This is a genomic window from Halomonas sp. CH40 (assembly GCA_041875495.1).
Classification (GTDB): domain Bacteria; phylum Pseudomonadota; class Gammaproteobacteria; order Pseudomonadales; family Halomonadaceae; genus Vreelandella.
In genome coordinates this window covers 2750523-2769325 of sequence record CP112982.1, presented here as the reverse complement: position 1 = coordinate 2769325, position 18803 = coordinate 2750523, and the positions used below count along the sequence as shown (strand labels likewise).

The 18803-nt window shown below is 57.5% G+C and carries 20 protein-coding genes; 16 read left to right on the top strand and 4 right to left on the bottom strand.

Annotated features, from left to right (window positions below; translation table 11 throughout):
* Positions 1-98: 98 nt before the first annotated feature.
* From ftsB to lpxL, 11 genes are all read left to right on the top strand, one after another.
* The gene (ftsB, locus tag OR573_12785; protein XGA79364.1) at positions 99-455 is read left to right on the top strand and encodes a cell division protein FtsB; all 357 of its coding nucleotides are present in this window, start codon (positions 99-101) and stop codon (positions 453-455) included.
* Positions 452-1150, top strand: a complete 699-nt coding sequence (ispD, locus tag OR573_12780; protein ID XGA79363.1) for a 2-C-methyl-D-erythritol 4-phosphate cytidylyltransferase — start codon at positions 452-454, stop codon at positions 1148-1150. Before ftsB ends, ispD begins: the two co-directional genes overlap by 4 nt.
* Before the next feature lie 37 nt (positions 1151-1187).
* Positions 1188-1670, top strand: a complete 483-nt coding sequence (gene ispF, locus OR573_12775) for a 2-C-methyl-D-erythritol 2,4-cyclodiphosphate synthase (protein XGA79362.1) — start codon at positions 1188-1190, stop codon at positions 1668-1670.
* On the top strand, positions 1667-2743 hold the full coding sequence (locus OR573_12770) for a tRNA pseudouridine(13) synthase TruD (protein XGA79361.1): 1077 nt from the start codon (positions 1667-1669) through the stop codon (positions 2741-2743). Before ispF ends, OR573_12770 begins: the two co-directional genes overlap by 4 nt.
* A gap of 14 nt (positions 2744-2757) precedes the next feature.
* Positions 2758-3507 (top strand): 5'/3'-nucleotidase SurE, encoded by a 750-nt coding sequence (gene surE, locus OR573_12765; protein XGA79360.1) that lies wholly within the window; start codon positions 2758-2760, stop codon positions 3505-3507.
* Positions 3491-4171 carry a protein-L-isoaspartate(D-aspartate) O-methyltransferase gene (locus OR573_12760; GenBank protein XGA79359.1) on the top strand — a complete coding sequence of 227 codons (681 nt, stop codon included), beginning with the start codon at positions 3491-3493 and terminating at the stop codon, positions 4169-4171. Before surE ends, OR573_12760 begins: the two co-directional genes overlap by 17 nt.
* A complete protein-coding gene (locus OR573_12755; protein XGA79358.1) occupies positions 4168-5136 on the top strand; it encodes a DUF368 domain-containing protein in 969 nt (322 codons plus the stop codon). The genes OR573_12760 and OR573_12755 overlap by 4 nt, the downstream gene beginning before the upstream one ends.
* Positions 5137-5144: 8 nt before the next feature.
* Entirely contained in the window at positions 5145-6149 is a 1005-nt protein-coding gene (locus OR573_12750; GenBank protein XGA79357.1) for a peptidoglycan DD-metalloendopeptidase family protein, read from the top strand.
* A gap of 194 nt (positions 6150-6343) precedes the next feature.
* The gene (gene rpoS / locus OR573_12745; protein ID XGA79356.1) at positions 6344-7321 is read left to right on the top strand and encodes an RNA polymerase sigma factor RpoS; all 978 of its coding nucleotides are present in this window, start codon (positions 6344-6346) and stop codon (positions 7319-7321) included.
* Between the two features lie 179 nt (positions 7322-7500).
* Positions 7501-8619 (top strand): alanine racemase, encoded by a 1119-nt coding sequence (alr, locus tag OR573_12740; GenBank protein XGA79355.1) that lies wholly within the window; start codon positions 7501-7503, stop codon positions 8617-8619.
* Between the two features lie 6 nt (positions 8620-8625).
* Positions 8626-9540 (top strand): LpxL/LpxP family Kdo(2)-lipid IV(A) lauroyl/palmitoleoyl acyltransferase, encoded by a 915-nt coding sequence (gene lpxL / locus OR573_12735; protein ID XGA79354.1) that lies wholly within the window; start codon positions 8626-8628, stop codon positions 9538-9540.
* A gap of 130 nt (positions 9541-9670) precedes the next feature.
* Here the strand turns inward: lpxL and speD are convergent, their stop codons facing one another.
* The 4 genes from speD to OR573_12715 form a co-directional block, all read right to left on the bottom strand.
* Entirely contained in the window at positions 9671-10465 is a 795-nt protein-coding gene (gene speD, locus OR573_12730; GenBank protein XGA79353.1) for an adenosylmethionine decarboxylase, read from the bottom strand.
* 161 nt (positions 10466-10626) lie between these two features.
* Complete coding sequence (locus OR573_12725) at positions 10627-11046, bottom strand: OsmC family protein (GenBank protein XGA79352.1); 420 nt, start codon at positions 11044-11046, stop codon at positions 10627-10629.
* A gap of 89 nt (positions 11047-11135) precedes the next feature.
* Positions 11136-11798, bottom strand: a complete 663-nt coding sequence (locus tag OR573_12720; GenBank protein ID XGA79351.1) for a nucleotidyltransferase family protein — start codon at positions 11796-11798, stop codon at positions 11136-11138.
* On the bottom strand, positions 11795-12817 hold the full coding sequence (locus OR573_12715; protein XGA79350.1) for a phosphotransferase: 1023 nt from the start codon (positions 12815-12817) through the stop codon (positions 11795-11797). The genes OR573_12720 and OR573_12715 overlap by 4 nt, the downstream gene beginning before the upstream one ends.
* A gap of 70 nt (positions 12818-12887) precedes the next feature.
* Here OR573_12715 and OR573_12710 point away from each other — a divergent pair, with 70 nt between their 5' ends.
* The 5 genes from OR573_12710 to apaG are packed head-to-tail and all read left to right on the top strand — an operon-like array spanning position 12888 to position 18746.
* Positions 12888-15329: an LPS-assembly protein LptD gene (locus tag OR573_12710; protein XGA79349.1), complete on the top strand. Its 2442-nt coding sequence runs from the start codon at positions 12888-12890 to the stop codon at positions 15327-15329.
* A gap of 31 nt (positions 15330-15360) precedes the next feature.
* Positions 15361-16419: a peptidylprolyl isomerase gene (locus OR573_12705; GenBank protein XGA79348.1), complete on the top strand. Its 1059-nt coding sequence runs from the start codon at positions 15361-15363 to the stop codon at positions 16417-16419.
* Positions 16419-17498 (top strand): 4-hydroxythreonine-4-phosphate dehydrogenase PdxA, encoded by a 1080-nt coding sequence (gene pdxA, locus OR573_12700; GenBank protein ID XGA79347.1) that lies wholly within the window; start codon positions 16419-16421, stop codon positions 17496-17498. The genes OR573_12705 and pdxA overlap by 1 nt, the downstream gene beginning before the upstream one ends.
* Positions 17499-17553: 55 nt before the next feature.
* A complete protein-coding gene (gene rsmA / locus OR573_12695) occupies positions 17554-18372 on the top strand; it encodes a 16S rRNA (adenine(1518)-N(6)/adenine(1519)-N(6))-dimethyltransferase RsmA (GenBank protein XGA79346.1) in 819 nt (272 codons plus the stop codon).
* Complete coding sequence (gene apaG, locus OR573_12690; GenBank protein ID XGA79345.1) at positions 18369-18746, top strand: Co2+/Mg2+ efflux protein ApaG; 378 nt, start codon at positions 18369-18371, stop codon at positions 18744-18746. Before rsmA ends, apaG begins: the two co-directional genes overlap by 4 nt.
* Positions 18747-18803: the final 57 nt, after the last annotated feature.

Here is an 18803-nt window from a genome sequence, read left to right as displayed (position 1 = left end):
GCTAGCCCTGCTTGGTGGCATAATGCTGGCCACTAGGCGAAGACTCCGCGTGATTCAGGCAATCAAGCGGTGCAGTTGATAATCAGGTGGATGGCAATATGCACAGTGGTGAAAAGGAAGACACAAAAATACGCCGATGGCCAGCCCGAAAATGGTTGGTCGTAGTGCTTCTCGTGGTGTTCGCGCTGCTGCAATACCAGCTCTGGTGGGGAACGGGTGGCTGGTATGATCTTAACAAGGTCGAACAGCGGGTCGCCGATCAGGAAGCGTTCAATGCGCCGCTAAGGGATCGTAATGCGCGGCTGAGCGCCGAAATTGCGGATCTTAAAACCGGCCTGGATGCCATTGAGGAACGCGCGCGCAGTGATATTGGTATGGTGCGTTCTGATGAGCAGTTTTTCTGGGTGCCCGGCGTGACGCTGGATGACTTTCCACAGATGAGGAACCCTGAGTGAGCGAGACCACCTGGCTTGTGGTGCCCGCCGCTGGCCAAGGCAAGCGCATGGGCGCAGAGATTCCCAAACAGTATCTTACCTTGCAGGGAACGCCGATTCTGGCGCTGACCCTGCAACGCCTGTACGCGGCGCTGCCGGATGCCCGGCTGGTGCTGTGTCTGGATACTCAGGATCACTGGTTTGCGCCGAGTTGGGTGCCCTTTGAGCACTGGCAGCGGGTGCCGGGCGGTACAGAGCGAATGGATAGCGTGCTCAACGCCTTGCAGACATTGAACGCCGCAGAAGATGACCTGGTGCTGGTGCATGATGTGGCCAGGCCCTGTATAGCAGTGGAAGACCTTAAAGCCGTGGAAAAAGCCGCCCGTGACAACACCAGTGGCGCCTTGCTGGCGATGCCAGTGGCGGACACCATGAAGCGTGCAGCGGCCTCAGGCAGCATTGCCCATACCGAGTCGCGTGAAGGCCTTTGGCATGCGCTGACGCCCCAGGGGTTTCGCTATGGCCCGCTTCGACGCGCCCTCGAGCATGCTCGGGCCCATGCCACTCAGGTGACTGACGAAGCCTCGGCGCTTGAAGCCATGGGCGAATTTCCGCAGTTGATTAGCGGGCGGCGCGATAACATCAAGGTCACTCACCCGGATGACCTCGCTCTGGCAAGCGCCATTCTGAATGCTCAAAAGCATGCATATATTTAAAAAATGACCCTCATTTCAACGTATTCAGGAGACTGTCATGCGCATCGGCCACGGCTTTGATGTTCATCGTTTTGGGCCGGGAGATCACTTGATGATCGGCGGCGTAAAGCTGCCATTTGAGGCGGGCTTCGTTGCCCATTCAGACGGTGATGTACTGCTGCATGCCATTGCTGATGCCCTGCTGGGCGCCTGCGCGTTAGGGGATATTGGTCACCATTTCCCCGATACCGACCCCGCCTATCAGGGCGCGGATAGCCGGGTTCTGTTGCGCAAAGTCAATGCACTAGTTAGCCAGGCGGGCTGGAAGCTGGGCAATCTGGATGCCACCCTGATGGCCCAGGCGCCCAAGATGGCGCCACATATCCACGCCATGCGTTCGGTGATTGCAGAAGATCTTGACGTCGAGCTGGATCAGGTCAGCGTCAAGGCCACAACGACGGAACGCCTGGGGTTTACCGGGCGAAGTGAAGGGATTGCCGCGGAAGCGGTGGTGCTGTTGCTGCCCCGGAGTTCTGAATGACCGCTCTTCCCGTCTGGCCACGTTATCTGGACGCTACCCTGGGCGCCCCCAGCCCCGCCAGCTTCCGTCTCTCACCCGAAGATTTCAGGGTCGATGAACAGCTTGATTTCAAGCCGGAAGGGCAGGGCGAACACCTCTGGCTGCGGATCGAAAAACGTAACCAGACCACCTTGGAAGCGGTCAGGCAGCTTGCCCGGCTGTGCAATGTCTCGCCCAAGGAGGTGGGTTATTCGGGTATGAAGGATCGTGTGGCGGTAACGCGCCAGTGGCTGAGTGTTCAACTGCCTGGCCGAGATGCGCCGGATGACCTGGCCGCACAGCTGGCCACCTTGGGTATCACTGTGCTGGAGCAGGCGCGTCATCCGCGTAAGCTCAAGCGCGGCGTACATCGTACCAACCGCTTCATCCTGCGCTTGCAGGGCGAAGCGGTTGAACAGGATGACTTTCAGGCCCGCTGGGAAATGCTTTGTCTTGAGGGGGTGCCCAATTACTTTGGGCCGCAGCGTTTTGGTGCCAATGGGCGTAATCTGCAGCGTGCTGAAGCCCTGTTAGCGCGGGGCTGGCGCAAGCGTGACGATCGTCAGGGCATGCTGCTGTCCTGCGCGCGGAGTTTTCTGTTCAATGAGTTGCTTGGCCAGCGGGTGGCTAGCGACGATTGGCAGACGCTGCTTGAGGGCGATACGGTCATGCTTGAGGGAACCCATAGCCTGTTTCGGGTTGAACAGCCGGATGCCACGCTGAATGAACGGGCGGCAAAGCGTGATATTCACCCGACTGGCCTGCTCTGGGGCGCTGACTTCAGTGCAGATGATTCAGTGGCCCAGCGTCTGGAAGCCGCCCTTGCCGAGCGCCACCCTGTCCTGACTGCCGGGCTTGCGCAAAGCGGTGTCAAGTCGGCAAGACGTGCGCTGCGCGTATGCCTTGACGCGCCTTTACTAGAACGCGGCCAGCGCAATGACGAGGTGGTGGTGAGCTTTTCCTTGCCACGCGGTGCCTTTGCTACCGCAGTGCTGAGTGAGTTGATCACCCAGCCGACAAATACTGATACGCTAGCAGGTATTAACAATATTTAATCAGGAGAAAACCAATGCGGCGATTGCTGCTTTCTAACGATGATGGTGTTCATGCCCCGGGGCTGAGAGCCTTGCACGATGCGCTCACGCCGCATGCCAATTTACGTGTTGTGGCACCGGATCGTGATCGCAGTGGCGCCAGTAACTCGCTAACGCTCTCGCGTCCGCTGCTGCTCAGCGCGCTGGATAACGGTTTTTACAGCGTGGATGGCACACCGGCCGATTGCGTTTACCTTGGCGTTAATGGTGTCTGGGATGAAAAACCCGATCTAGTGATCTCAGGTATCAATCACGGCAGCAACCTGGGCGATGATGTGCTCTACTCCGGCACGGTAGCGGCGGCTATGGAAGGGCGCAATCTGGGTATGTCGGCAATTGCCATGTCATTGTGTGGCGAGCGCCACTTTGCCACGGCGGCCCGCGTCGCATCGACACTGGTAGGCGCCGCGGATCAGCTTTCCCTTCCGCCGCGTACCCTGCTCAATGTCAACGTGCCTGATTTGCCGTGGAGCGAGATTCGTGGCGTCAGGGTCACTCGCATGGGCTATCGCGGTCCGGCTGAAAAACCACTGGCCATGCAGGACCCACGTGGGCGTACTCGCTATTGGATTGCCGCCGTCGGGGCTAACGCTGACGACGGTGAAGATACTGATTTTGCTGCTATTGAGGCCGGTTTTGTCTCGATTACTCCTCTGCAGACCGATCTGACGCGCCATACGGCGTGCAGTGATGTACAGGACTGGTTGGATGCCTTTACAGCCTGAAATATCACCCCTTGAACTGCGTGGCCGCGGGATGACGTCTCAGCGTACCCGTGACCGGATGGTCGATCGTCTGGCGCGCCAGGGTATTCGCGATGAGCGTGTGCTCAGCGTCATGGCTCAGGCGCCGCGCCACCTGTTTGTTGATGAAGCTCTGGCGCATCACGCCTACGAAGATGCGTCCCTGCCCATCGGCTTTGGCCAGACCCTTTCGCAGCCTCTGACCGTGGCGCGGATGACAGAACTCACCCTGCGTGAAGCGCCAAAGCGAGTGCTGGAGCTGGGTACCGGTTCCGGCTATCAAACTCTGGTGCTCTCCAGCCTGGTGGATGAACTTTACTCGTTGGAAAGAATCCAGATACTCCACGAACGCGCCGCGCAACGTCTGGCGCGGCTTAAGGTGCCAGCCAAGCTTGCCGTGGCGGATGGCAACCACGGCTGGCCAGACGCTGCCCCTTTTGATGTCATCCTGCTGACCGCCTGTGCCCAGACGTTATCAAGCGAGTTGCTGGAACAGTTGCGGGATGGCGGTGTACTGATTGCGCCGATTGAAGCAAGCACTGGCAGCCAATGGTTAACCCAGGTGCGCCGGGTAGGCAGTGTGTACGAAAAACGTCGATTAGAGCCGGTTCGGTTTGTCCCGCTACTGCAAGGAGTAGTGAATTGAAGCGCGAGAGGTTAGCTATTTTTCTGAAAGGGGTCGGCATGGGTGCTGCTGATGCAGTGCCCGGCGTATCAGGCGGAACCATCGCCTTCGTCACCGGCATCTATGAGCAGTTGATCTATACTATCCGCCAGTTTGGCCCAAGCGCCTGGGGAGCCTGGCGAGAGGGTGGCGTCAGGGGCCTCTACGCGCATCTTAACCTGGCGTTCTTATTGCCTTTACTGGCGGGCGTGGCGGCGAGTCTGGTCAGCGTCGCTCACTTGGCGCTATGGCTGATGGAAGCTCACCCCCTACTGTTGGACGGCTTCTTTTTTGGCTTGGTCGCGGCGTCAGCGCTGGTGGTACATAACGCTATGAGAAGTTGGAAGTTCTGGTATCTTTTGCCGCTAATAGCCGGCTTGCTGCTGGCCAAGGCACTGCCTGGCTTAATGCCAACGGTGTTGCTACTGGGTAATGAAAACCTGGTGGTGATGGTGGCCGGCGCCATTGCTATCAGCGCTATGCTGTTGCCGGGCGTGTCAGGCAGTTTTCTGCTTCTGACCATGGGGCTTTATGGCACCATCATGCAGGCGATTCGCGGTTTTGATCTGGCGGTGATCGGACTGTTTGGCGTTGGCTGTCTAATTGGGCTGGCCTTGTTTTCACGCCTTTTAGCCTGGTTGTTCAAACGTCAGCACGATGCCACCATGCAGTTACTATTAGGGTTTATTATTGGTTCGTTGCCGATTCTTTGGCCCTGGCGAGAGCTGGTAGGCTATCAGCTAGGCCCGGAAGGCCAAATGATTCCCCTGGCATTTCGTTATCTGATGCCGAGCGAGTATGCCGTCCTGATCGGCGATTCGTCCCAATTGGGAACAGTCATCCTGTTGATGCTGGTGGGCGCTCTTCTGGTAGTTGGCTTGAACTATCAGGCGCATCAATCACCGTCTTCATTATCAAGCGATCAATCAGGCGCTAACAAGGAGTAGTCACCTCAATGCGTAAAATGTTTCTTTTATCGGCGCTTGCCTTTGCTGTTGCCGGTTGCGCAAATCACCAGGGAGTCCCGCAAGTACGTGATATCAGCGAGGTGAGGCGCCACCTGAATGCCGATGGCCAGTACACGGTGGCACAAGGCGATACCCTTTACGGTATTGCCTGGCAGCAAGGCCTGGATTACCGCGAGCTCGCAGCCCTCAACGATATTGAGCCGCCCTATAACATCTACCCTGGCCAGCAGCTTGTGCTGCAGTCGTCGGGTGCCGAAGTTGACCGCGAGAGGACTGAAGCATCGCAACCGCCGCCAGCAGATAGCGAAGCACGTGAACCTTCCGGCGTGGTGGCCACAGGCATTGGCGAAACGCCTGTACAGGTTGCCGCTAACGCCCAGCAAGTCGATTGGCTGTTGCCCGATGAGCCGTCGTCTGAAGAGACAGCGCAGGATGATGAAGCGCTGGATGCACAAGCAGAGCCAGAGCCGCAAGAGACTGAATCACAAGCATCGCAGTCAGACGCCTCTGAAAGGCAAGAGCCAGAGACTCAGCCTGAACCTGAAACGCAGGCGAGTGCCCCCTCCACTCAGCAGGCGTCAGTGGATCGCAGCGACCGGACGTATACACCGGCAGAGAATATTGAGTGGCAGTGGCCAGCAGATGGGGAGGTTGTTGGTACCTTTGGCGAAGGCGGAAGCATTACCGCTGGGATTGATATCGCGGGGCAAAAGGGGCAATCTGTAAAAGCAGCCGGGCCTGGGATTGTCGTGTATGCGGGTAGTGGTGTGCGAGGTTATGGCAACCTTATTCTTATCAAGCACAATGACGAGTATCTGTCTGCGTACGCTCACAATGATACGCTGCGAGTGAAAGAAAATGATGTGATTGAAGGCGGTGAAGTCATTGCTACCATGGGAAATAGCAGCGCAGAAGAAGAAGCAAGGCTGCATTTTGAAATCCGCAAGGACGGTCAGCCGGAAGATCCTTTGACGTATTTACCTGGGCGGTAATCATTCTGTCAGCATCCCAGTGCATCATTTAGACTCGGCTTGGTGTCACACAGCACACAGCAAAAACAATTACTATAAAACCAGCCTCAAACGTTCGTGCGTCAAGTAGAAGTTTGCATCTTCGGGATATCAACGCTCATTTCTGTAATGATAAGCCCGATGGCATAAACAAGGTGAGATGATGGGGGAGAGCGATGAGCATGCTGGAACAGGATCTTCAGGACATAGACCTGAATGCCGTGGAAGAAGCATTGGGTGAAGTAGACGACGAGGCGGTTGCTGCTGAGGAAGAAGCCTTCGAGAAAGCCTTGGGCAGAGAGGGTAAAGCGCCTCGTCAGAGCCTGGATGCAACACAGATCTATCTCAACGAAATCGGCTTTTCGCCATTACTGACACCGGAAGAAGAAGTTTATTACGGCCGTCTGGCGCGCAAGGGAGATCCGCTTGGGCGTTCGCGGATGATCGAATCCAACCTGCGTCTGGTGGTCAAGATTGCTCGGCGCTATCTGAACCGTGGGTTAACCCTGCTGGATCTGATTGAAGAGGGTAACCTGGGGTTGATTCGGGCAGTCGAGAAGTTCGATCCAGAGCGTGGCTTTCGTTTCTCGACCTATGCCACCTGGTGGATTCGCCAGACGATTGAACGTGCCTTGATGAATCAGACGCGCACCATCCGCCTGCCCATTCATGTTGTCAAAGAGCTCAATATCTATCTGCGCGCCGCCCGTGAGCTGACCCAGAAACTGGATCACGAGGCAACGCCGGAAGAAATTGCCGAACATCTGGATAAACCGGTGGAAAGCGTCAAGAAGATGCTGGGTCTCAACGAGCGGGTTTCCTCAGTGGATTACCCCATGGGCGGTGATAGCGATAAGCCGCTGCTGGATACGCTGACAGATGATGAGGATCACGGGCCTGAAGCGCTTCTGGTGGATGGGGATGTGAAAGCCCACGTCGATCATTGGCTCAGCGAGCTGAGTGAAAAGCAGTGTGAAGTGGTGGTTCGGCGTTTCGGGCTGCGTGGCCATGAAGCCGCTACTCTTGAAGACGTCGGCGCGGAAATAGGCTTGACCCGTGAGCGTGTCCGCCAGATCCAGGTGGAAGCGCTCAAGAAACTGCGCCGCTCGCTGGAAAAACAAGGGCTTTCGTTGGATGTTATTTTCGAAAGTTGATTCTGGTTTAGTGGTTTTTACCCTGCTTGACGCTTTTGGCTGGTTTAAATTACTGCCCGATACCCGCTGTCATGCGGGTAGTGGCGTGTATAATGGCAGCAAGGGACAAGCCAGCGGCAGCAATAGTGCCTGCCAGGCTTGCGATCCTGCGTTGTCAAAATCCTGCTGTGAGAAAGCGTATGCGCCCTTTAGTGGCTAAAATCGACCTTGACGCCTTGCGTCATAATTACCGCTTGGCCTGTGAGTGCGCACCCCACAGCCAGTCAGTTGCTGTGATCAAGGCGGACGCCTACGGCCACGGTGCGATTGAATGTGCCCGCGCGTTGGAAGGCCTGGCTCCGGCGCTTGCTGTGGCCTGTATTGAAGAGGCGCTCACCTTACGTCACGCAGGTATCCAGGCGCCGATTGTGCTGCTTGAAGGTATTTTTGAGGCTTCAGAGCTGGCGCTGGTGGATGAACATCGTCTATGGATGGCGGTGCACACCGACTGGCAGTTGGAAGCACTGCTGGCGTTTACGCCGCGTCAACCGATTCCGGTATGGCTGAAAGTTGATTCCGGCATGCATCGCTTGGGGTTCTCTCCACAACGCGCCGAGCAGGTATGGCAGGTGCTCTCACAGGCACCTCAGGTAACAGACCTGCATCTGATGAGTCATTTTGCCTCTGCCGACGCCGAGGATGCAGGCTACCTGCAGCAGCAGATGACGACCCTGCAGGCGCTGGCAGAGCGGCTGAATGCCCCCCTGTGTCTGGCCAACTCGCCCGCTACCCTGGCCCATCCTGTTGCCCATGGTCGCTGGAACCGCCCAGGCGTCATGCTGTATGGCAGCGATCCACTGGAGGTGCCAAATGCCATATCGCGCCAGCTGGCACCTGTGATGACATTGCGCTCTGAAGTAATGGCGATCCGTGAGCTGGAAGCCGGTGAGCCGGTGGGCTACGGCGGCCGTTGGCGAACGCCGGGGCGAGCGCGAATTGCCGTGGTCGCGGGCGGCTATGGCGATGGCTATGATCGTCATGCCGTGGATGGCACCCCAGTGCTGGTAGAGGGTCAGCCAGCCAGGATTGCAGGCAAGGTATCCATGGATATGTTGACCGTGGATATCACCCATTTGCCTGATACGCGCATTGGCAGTGAAGTGGTGCTGTGGGGTCGGGCGGCCAATGGAGCGGTATTGCCGGTTGATGATGTCGCCCGCTACTGCGATACCATCAGCTATACGCTGCTTACCGGTATCCTGCCGCGTGTGCCGCGTCGCTATCAGCGTGCTTCGTCGCCTTCACCCACTGTATTGTAAACAGCCATGGCCAAATCAGCTTTTCCGCGTGCATATTTTCATCCCCGTTACTGGAGCACCTGGCTGGCGATAGCCGCCATGTATACGGCTGCCTGGCTGCCCTGGCCAGTGAAGATAGGCGGTGGGAAAGCCATTGGGCTATTGGCCTGGCGGTTGGCAAAACGTCGCCGACGGATTACCGAAACCAATATTGCCCTGTGCTTCCCTGACAAAACCACCGCTGAACAGCGTGAGTTGGTCAAGGATACGTTTATTGCTAACGGTATTGGTCTGGTCGAGACGGCCACGGCCTGGTGTCGGGATGCGGAAGATCTGCGTCATCGGGTGAGCCGGATTAACCAGGATCACCTTTCCAGGGCGCTGGTTCGCAATCAGGGCGCTCTGGTGATAGGTATCCACTTTTCGACGCTGGATCTGGGCGGCGCCCTGCATTCACTGTTTTACTCAGCGGATGCGGTTTATCGGCCGCATAACAACCCGCTGTTTGATCATTTCATGACGCGGGCACGCTCGCGTACCTTTGGTCGCACCATCCACCGCCATGATCTGCGCGGCGTGGTGCGTCAACTTAAAGCTGGGCGTATCGTATGGTATTCGCCGGATCAGGATTTCGGGCGTAATGCCAGTGTGTTTGCGCCGTTTTTTGGTAACCAGGCAGCGACCATCAAACTGACCGCCAAAATTGCCCGTATGACCGGTGCGCCAGTGGTGCCGATGATGTTCCACCGCAACCCCGATAACCGCACCTATACCATCGAGTGGCTCCCCGCGCTGAAAAACTTCCCCAGCGGCGATGAAGTGGCCGATGCTACCCGCATCAATGCGATCATTGAACAGGCCATTCGCAAACACCCCGAACAGTATCTCTGGCTGCACCGCCGCTTCAAAACACGCCCGGAAGGCGAAGAGAAGATCTACTAGGTTGCATTGTGTTTGAACAGCCATTATGTGAACAGCTATTAACAGTGTCACGATTGCCAACGCGAAAAGCCGGGCCGCCATATTTGGCGGCCCGGCTTTTTCAGGTCTTGATATCGCTATAAAGCAGGCGCTAGGACATGTTGCGGGAATAGAAAATTTCCAGCATTTCCTTGCGCAGGCGGCTTTCGATATCACGGGCTTCCTCAAACGTGATATCACGACGTGAGGTGCCGAACAGGTAGTTATCCAGGTCAAAATCCTTGAGCAGCATCTTGGTGTGGAACATGTTTTCCTGGTACACGTTCACATCAATCATCTGATAGGCCTCTTTGGTATCATTGGCCAGGTAGTCCTGAATCGAGGTGATCTCGTGGTCGATAAACAGCTTTTTGCCGTCTACATCCCGGGTAAAACCGCGCACCCGATAATCCATGGTGACAATATCGGAATCAAAACTGTGAATCAGGTAATTCAGGGCTTTCAGCGGGCTGATATGGCCGCAGGTGGAAACATCAATATCCAGCCGAAACGTACTGATGCCGTTGTCCGGGTGGGATTCCGGGTAGCTATGCACCGTAACATGGCTTTTGTCCAGATGACCGACCACGGTTTCTGGCAGTGGCCCAGGGCCGGGTTCAATCTGCTCCAGGGCTGATTCTTCCAGCTCATGTTCTGCAATCAGAATGGTGACGCTGGCACCGTGGGGCTCATAGTCCTGACGGGCGATATTCAGCACATGGGCGCCAATGATATTGGTCACATCCTTGAGAATCTGGGTCAGGCGTTCAGCGTTATATAGCTCATCGATATAATCGATATAAGCAGACCGCTGTTCTTCGGTCTTGGCATAACAGATGTCGTAGATATTAAAGCTCAAAGAGCTTGTCAGGTTGTTAAACCCGTGGAGTCGGAGATTATCTGACATGTCCGAGCCTCCTTATGGCGGATGAAGACACCCCGACGAGCCAGCGCCGGAACCAGTTCACTTGTTGTGCGGTTAAACGCCGTTAAACACAAGCGCGCGTATTATGCCCAGCTGAACGCCATGATGCACCCAGCGAGTCAATATTTTGCGTTGAAAACTTGTCAGGCGGCGACAATTTCAAAGGAATGCGTGATATCAACGCCCCCGTTGACCAGCATGATAGAGGCGCTGCAGTATTTCTCGGCAGAAAGTTCAACCGCGCGCTGCACCTGTTTTTCCTTGAGGTTGTGGCCGGTGACCACGAAATGCACGTGGATACGGGTGAAAACCGACGGTGTACTGTCGGCACGTTCGGCTTCCAGCTGGGCAACACAATCGGTGACATCTGCACGGGCTTTGTCGAGGATGTTGAGCACATCAAAGGCGGTGCAGCTACCCATGCCCATCAGCAGCATTTCCATCGGGCGCGGGCCGGTGTTACGGCCGCCGTGGTCGGGTGGGCCGTCAATGACTACGCTGTGCCCGCTGCCGGATTCGGCGACAAACTGGCGGCCATCTGTCCATTTAACTTGTGCTTTCACGTGTTAGGCTCCATCGGTTGGTGAGTCGTGAGTCGTGAGTTGTGAGTCGTGAATAGTGAATAATGAATCGTGAGTTGGGCCGTGAATCGTTAACTGCGGCTGAGTTGCTGGTCAAGGGCAGTGAGCCGTTGGGGGGTGCCGACATCAACCCATTGCCCGTTGAAGTGCTCGCCGCTGACACGCCCTTGCTGCATGGCGGCTTTCAGCAAGGGGGCCAGTGCAAAGGCGCCTTCCGGTTGATGGGCCAGCAGTGCAGGATCAAGAATGCTCAACCCTGAAAAGGTCAGCTTTGGCTGGCCTTCCACTTGAACGCGGCCATTATCCAGGCTGAAATCGCCTTCAGGATGATGCACAGGGTTATCCACCAGCATCAAGTGGGCAAGGTCGTCGCCCTGCAAGGCTCGCTGCTTGGGCAGTGCTTCGCACCATACATCGCCGTTAACCAGTAAAAAAGGCGCCTCGCCGAGAAGCGGCAACGCTTGACGAATGCCGCCCCCGGTTTCCAGTGGCGTCGTTTCACGGCTGAACTGCAAAATGAGGCCATATTGGCTTCCGTCCCCCAGCGCCTCAATAATCTGCTCTGCCAGATGGCTGACGTTAATCACCACTTCCTTGATGCCTGCCTGCTTAAGGCGTTCTAAATGATGCACAATCAACGGTTTGCCAGCCACAGGCAGCAGCGGCTTGGGGCAGGTATCCGTCAGCGGGCGCATCCGTTTCCCCAGTCCGGCCGCAAGAATCATGGCTTTCATGTTGACTCCGTTGAAGCTGTCTCGGCGCAGCGCTGAAGAATGGCCGGGCGCAGCTGCTCGCTAACCCATTGGGCGAAGCCAGCATGTTCTGGCAGCGCCCCAAGGCTGTCTTCCAGATGATCAAGAAAATGCGGTAATCGGGCCAGATAGCCCGACTTGTGATCACGTAGCGTCAAACGGCAGAAAATCCCCAGAACCTTGAGGGAACGCTGGGCGGCCATGGCCTGGCACTGACCCAGGAAGGTGGTTTCATCAATGCTTGAGGTCAAACGGCCTTCCTGGCGGGCGCGCTGGTAGAAGCGCTGAACGGCATCGGCAAATTCCTCGGCACTGAAGCGCCAGTAGCGCCCTCGCAGCAGGGAGATCACATCGTAGCTCAGTGGGCCAGCCACAGCATCCTGGAAATCAATCATATACAGCTTTTCACGATGCACCATTAGGTTCATGGCATCGAAATCCCGATGGACGCTGACAAAAGGCTGGGCCAGTGCCTGTTCAATCAGGGCGTTGCGTAGTGAGGGCCACTCGGCAGGAATCGGCATGGATAGCCATTGCTCAAGACACCAGGTCGGGAAAAGATCAAGTTCACGGCCCAGCAGTTCGGCATCATAGCGTGGCAGTGGCTCGGGGGAGGCACGGTTCTGTAATTCGCCAATCAGTGTCAGGCCATTGTGGATGTGATGGTGAACGCTGGCCGGGTCATTAAAGCAGTGCTGTAAGGGAGTGTCACCGAGGTCTTCAAGCAGCAGAAAACCTTCTTCCAGATTGCTGGTAAAAATACGCGGAACCGGAAGCCCACCGGCCTGCCACTGTTGGGCGATGTTAACAAAAGGGGTAGAGTCTTCCTGCTCGGGCGGAGCATCCATGACCACCCGAGTGCTGCCATCGTGCAGGGTCAGGCGATAATAACGCCGAAAACTGGCGTCGCCCCCTGCCTCCTGCAGGTTGATTTCATCCATATCAAGGCCGTGCTGCTGGGCAACCCAGCGGGTAAGGGCGGTCATCCGCAATGAAGACATGCAAGCTCCTGGCTGGTCGGGCATTATGCTAGCTGTATAATACCGATTCTCGATGCCAAGGATAATGATTATGGGCCAGCGAATTTTGCGCGCTATACCAATGACGCTTGCAAGCGGCCTGTTGGCTGTCACTGCAACGACAGCGGTTGCCCAGTCGGCAGAGGGCGCACGCCTTGACTGGCAACCCTGGGCGGAGGAAGAAGCGCGTCGCCAGGTATGCCGTGGGCGTTATGTCATGCCCGGTTACCGGCTGTCCGCAGGTAGCGACTTGCGTGAAATCGGGATTGAAACGAATGCTTCCGACTATGCCGCCGATGGCGAAGCCATGCTACGAGGAGACGTTGTACTGCGCCAGGGTGACAGGGAGCTGCAGGCAGAAAGGCTTTTTGTACCTGCCAATCGCGAACGGGTTGATGCTCAGGGGGATTTCGAGTTGCGCGATGGCAAGGCGCTGCTGCGCGGGGAAGAGGCCACCTTGTACCTTGAGCAGGACCGCGGCTCAATTGAAAACAGCGAGTATGTTCTGTATGAACAGCGCGTGCGCGGTGAAGCCCGCCGGTTGGAACAATTAGGTGAACAATTGTATCGCCTGAGGGATGCCAGCTTTACCACTTGTGAACCCGGACAGGATAGCTGGCAGCTGGTCAGCAGCGATATCCGCCTCAACCAGGCGGAAGGGTTTGGGGTTGCCCGCCATGCGCGGCTGGAGGTCAAGGGGGTGCCGGTGTTCTACTGGCCCTGGCTACGTTTCCCGATTGATGACCGTCGTCAGACGGGTCTGCTATCGCCATCGGTCAGTTTTTCCAGTGAGCAACTGGATTATACCCAGCCGTTTTACTGGAATATCGCGCCCAATCAGGATGCCACCATTACCCCACGCTGGCTGAGCGATCGTGGGCTGCTGCTGGGTGGCCAATACCGCTACCTGACCGAGCACTACGGTAGCGGCACTCTGGAAGGCGCCTGGCTGAACAGCGATGACGGTGGCTCCGGGGGCGATGCCAACCGCTATAAAGGGCAGGATCGCTGGTACCTGGATGTTCAGCACGCCGGGCGTATCAATGCCGCCAGTGCCTATCAGCTACGCTATGGTGGGGCCAGCGATGGGCGCTATTTTAACGATTTTAGTGATAACTTCGGCTCCAGCGAGCGTTCCGGCATGGAGCGCCTGGCCCAGGTGGATTACCAGGGCGAACGCTGGCGGCTGGATGCTCGCATGCAAGGCTATCAACGCCTGGATGACCCGCTTAGCGACAGCGACAAACCCTTCTACCGCCTGCCTAGCCTGACCGCAGCGGCTAGCTGGATCCGAGATGATGGCCTGTATGCAGAGTGGAACAGTAATGCCACCTACTTCTGGCGGGATGTGGATCAGCGTCAGGTGCCGGTTCGTGAAGCAGCCAATGGCAGCCGGGTGCACTTGGCTCCTGCCTTGGGCTGGCGCTATGAAAAGCCCTGGGGTTATCTGGCACCCCGCGCTGAGCTTTGGCACACCGCCTATGCGTTGGATTACGGCAATCGCCAGACCAGCCGGGATACATCGCCTGACCGCAGCGTGGCAATCACCTCGGTTGATGCCGGTTTGAATTTTGAGCGTGAATTGGTCCTCGGCGGGCGTGATTACCGTCAGACTTTGGAGCCGCGCGTCAACTATGCTTTTGTGCCGCGAACGGATCAGGTCGATTTGCCGGAGTTTGACAGCCGTGAGCGGGCATTTTCGTGGGATCAGCTTTGGTCGCCCAAGCGCTTTTCCGGCAGCGACCGGGTGGGGGATCTTAATCGTCTGTCGCTAGGGTTTGAATCCCGCCTGATCGAGGATAGCAACAGCCAGGAGCACTTGAGCGTCGGCGTTGGCCAGAGCCTGTATTTTTCTGACCGGCGTGTGGGTATTGATGGCGATGATCAGTCGTTGCCACAGCAGGCAGACGTTAATCCCGATGTTAACCCCGAGCGCTTTTATCAAGCCACCCGAGACCGCTCACCCCTGGTATCCCGGCTTGAATGGCAGATTAATCCACGCTGGAGCACATCCGCCGAATGGCTTTATGATGATCAACGTGAACTCACTGAGCGCACAGGCGTCGATATTGCATACCGGCATTCCCGTGGCCATGTAGTAAACCTGGGCTACCGCTGGGAAATTGAAGGCTTCGACCCGGCGCTGGACCCGGTGGACGATAATTTCCGTGCCTACAATCGCGAAGAGTGGGATATCTCTTTTGCATGGAAGGCCAGCCCCGGCCTTGACCTGATTGGCCGCTACCTGCACGACCAGACCAATGACCGGGCGCTGGAAAAGCTCGCCGGCGTACAGTGGAATGACTGCTGCTATGGCCTGCAACTGGTCTGGCGAAACTGGGTAGATGATAACGACACGGCACGGGTTGCCGATGACTTTAACGACCGTGGCCTGTTCCTGCGCTTTGTACTTCACGGCCTGGGCGGCGTCGGGCAAGACGCTGACAGCTACTTCGAACGCACCATTCCTGGCTATCGCCCCTCGGCGCTTTAACCGTTCAGGACTCAAGAAAGAGACCGTTTAAATGATCCACAATGCTAATACGCCAACATCCACTCATTCTTTGAACAGCCCGCGTGGCAAGCGCCTGCTGCGCCAGGCGACACACCTTGCCTGGGGCAGTGCATTATCGCTGCTGGTGGGGGCGGGCACCCTGATGGTGTCCTCCAGCGTGACGGCCCAGTCGTTTTCAGGCGGTGAACGCCAAATGCTTGATCGCGTTGTGGCGGTGGTGAACGACGGTGCCATCATGCGCAGTGATCTGGACAGGCGCCTGGATCAGGTGATCAGCCAGATCAGCGCTCAGGGTGAAGACGCCCCCAGCAGCAGTCAGCTAGAGCAGCAGGTGCTGGAGCAGATGGTGCTGGAAGAAATTCAGCTGCAAATGGCCCGCAATGCCAATCTGAGTATTGATGACACCGATCTTAACCGCCAGGTGCGCAACATTGCTGAATCCAATGGCATGACGCTGCAGGCGTTTGCCGACCGACTGGAAGCAGATGGCACCAGCCTTGCCCAGGTGCGCGAGGAAATCCGCCGGGAGATGCTCACTCGCCAGGTACAGCAGCGCCAGGTCGGGCAGCGAGTATCGGTCAGCAACCGTGATGTCGAACGCTTCCTTGAAGAGCAGGGGGGCGATGTCAATCTGGCCGAGACCCGGGCGCGTCATATTCTGGTCGGGGTGGGTTCCGGGCGCAGTGAATCCCAGGCACAGGCCTTTGTCGAGCAGGCCATGACACGCCTGGAGCAGGGCGAATCCTTTGCCACTGTGGCGCGTGAAATGAGCGACGATCAGGGGAGCGCGGTCAATGGCGGTGATCTTGGCTGGTTAAGCCCTGGGCAGACAGTGCCCGAGTTTGATAACGCCATGAACGAACTGGAAGTGGGCCAGGTCTCCTCCCCGGTGCGTTCGCAGTTTGGCTACCACATTATTGAAGTGCTGGATCGTCGGCGCTCGTCAGCCAGTAATGAAAACGTGCGTGAACAGGTTCGTCAGGCGATTTTCCAGCGCCGTGCCAACCAGGAAGTGGATACCTGGAAGCGTGAGATTCGTGAACAGGCATTTGTGGAAAAGCGGCTCTGATGGTTGATCAAACAGCGCCTTCAACAGCGCTACCCGTCGCGGTTACCAGCGGTGAGCCAGCAGGCATCGGCCCTGAACTGGTGCTGATGCTGGCGGCCTATAACCAGCTGCCGAGTAACTGCGTGGTGATTGGTGATCGCGATTTACTCGCCGCTCGGGCTGACGCGCTAGGGTTAGCCGTCACGCTGATAGTCTGCCAGCCTGGAGACCCAGTGCCTGAAGGCGATCGCGTATTGGCCGTCTGGCACTGTACCCTGAGAGCACCTTGCCAGCCTGGGGTGCTGGACGCCGCCAATGCCGGTTATGTGATAGATACCCTGCAGATGGCCGTAGACGCCTGCCGTAACGGCCATGCAGCAGCCATGACCACCGCACCGCTGCATAAGGGGGTGATCATTGAGGGGGGGTATACGGACTTCACTGGCCACACCGAATGGTTGCGCGATGCCTGTGAGGTGGAAGAAGTGGTAATGCTGCTGGCCACGGATGATGCCCTGCATACCCGCGCTAGCGATTGGCAACATGATGGCAGTCTGCGGGTAGCGCTGGTGACCACTCACTTACCGCTGCGAGCGGTGGCCGATGCCATCAGCGCCGAACGCATCCGCCGGGTCAGCCGCATTCTGGCTGCCGACTTGACCCGCCAGTTCGGTATTGCGGCGCCCAGAATCGCGGTGTGTGGCCTGAACCCCCATGCCGGTGAGGACGGCCACCTAGGCCTCGAAGAGCTGGATATCATTATTCCCACCCTGGCGGCACTCCAGGCAGAAGGGCTGGATGTGCGCGGGCCCTTTCCGGCCGATACGCTGTTTACCCCGCGCCACCTGGCTGAGGTCGATGCGGTACTGGCCATGTATCATGATCAGGGTCTGGCCGTGCTGAAATATGCAGGCTTTGGCAATGCGGCCAATATCACCCTGGGCCTGCCGATGGTGCGTACCTCAGTGGATCACGGTACGGCGCTTGATCTGGCTGGGCAGGGCACAGCATCACCGGATAGCCTGAAAGTGGCCATTCGTCTGGCCCGCCAGCTGGCGGATACCCAGTCAGCCAGCCGACATGCATCGCCACCTTCCTGACGCTAAAATGCTCCCGGCTTCGCTTTAACATGATCAACCTCTGGAACCCTGTTTAATGTCTCAAGTCCCGCAGCACCGCGCGCGCAAACGTTTTGGCCAGAACTTTCTACGCGACCCCGGTATTATCGGGCGCATCATCCGGGCAATTGGCCCGCGTGACCAGGACCGCCTGGTAGAAATCGGCCCTGGCCAGGGTGCGCTTACCGAGCCATTGCTGGAAGCGACCGGCAAGCTTGAGGTGATCGAGCTGGATCGCGACCTGATTCCCGGCCTGCGAGTGAAATTTTTCAACTACCCGCAGTTCGAGATCCATGAAGGCGATGCCCTGGCGTTTGATTTTGCTGCCCTGAAAGGCGACGGCCCGGCGCTGCGGGTGGTGGGCAACCTGCCCTACAACATCTCCACGCCCCTGATTGTGCATTTACTGCAGGCGGAAAACGCCGTGGCAGATATGCACTTCATGCTGCAAAAGGAAGTGGTTGAGCGCCTGGCCGCCGAGCCGGGTGGCCCGGACTGGGGGCGGCTTTCAGTCATGGCGCAATACTACTGTCAGGTCGAGCAGCTGTTTATCGTCCCGCCGGAAGCCTTTGTGCCGCGCCCCAAGGTGGATTCTGCGATTGTCCGCCTGACACCGCATGCGCAAATCCCTCATCCCGCGGACGATACCGAACTGCTGTTTGCGCTGGTCAAGATGGCCTTTGGCCAGCGGCGTAAAACGCTGCGTAACAACTTCAAGGGCCGGGTCAGCGCCGACACTCTGGAGGATATTGGCATCGACCCAGGGCGCCGTCCGCAGACCTTGAGCGTCGAGGAATATGTGCGGATTGCCAACCGGGTGGCGTGTGATGATGTGGCCCAAGGCGGTGAGTCGTGAGCGTACTTGATATCCATGTCTCTGTAGTGAGCCACTACCTGGCGGAAGAATCGAATGCTGCCCAGGGGCGCTATGTGTTCAGTTACCGTGTCACCCTGGATAATAAGAGCCCGCACAGCGTGCAGCTACTGGCGCGCTATTGGAAGATCACCCAGGGTAGCGGTGAGCATCAGGAAGTACGTGGCAAGGGCGTGGTTGGCCAGCAGCCCCTGATTGGCCCGGGGCAGCGCTTTCGCTACACCAGCCGGGCGATTCTGCAGACACCAGTCGGTACCATGGAAGGCGCCTACACCCTGCTGGATACGTCTACCCAGCGTTCTTTTGATGTTGAAATCGCTCCCTTTCGGCTGGCAACGCCGCTGGCGATTCACTGATTCTCCATCGCGCCCTTTCACACCCCTAGCAACTCACACCCCTAGCAACAAGGAGTC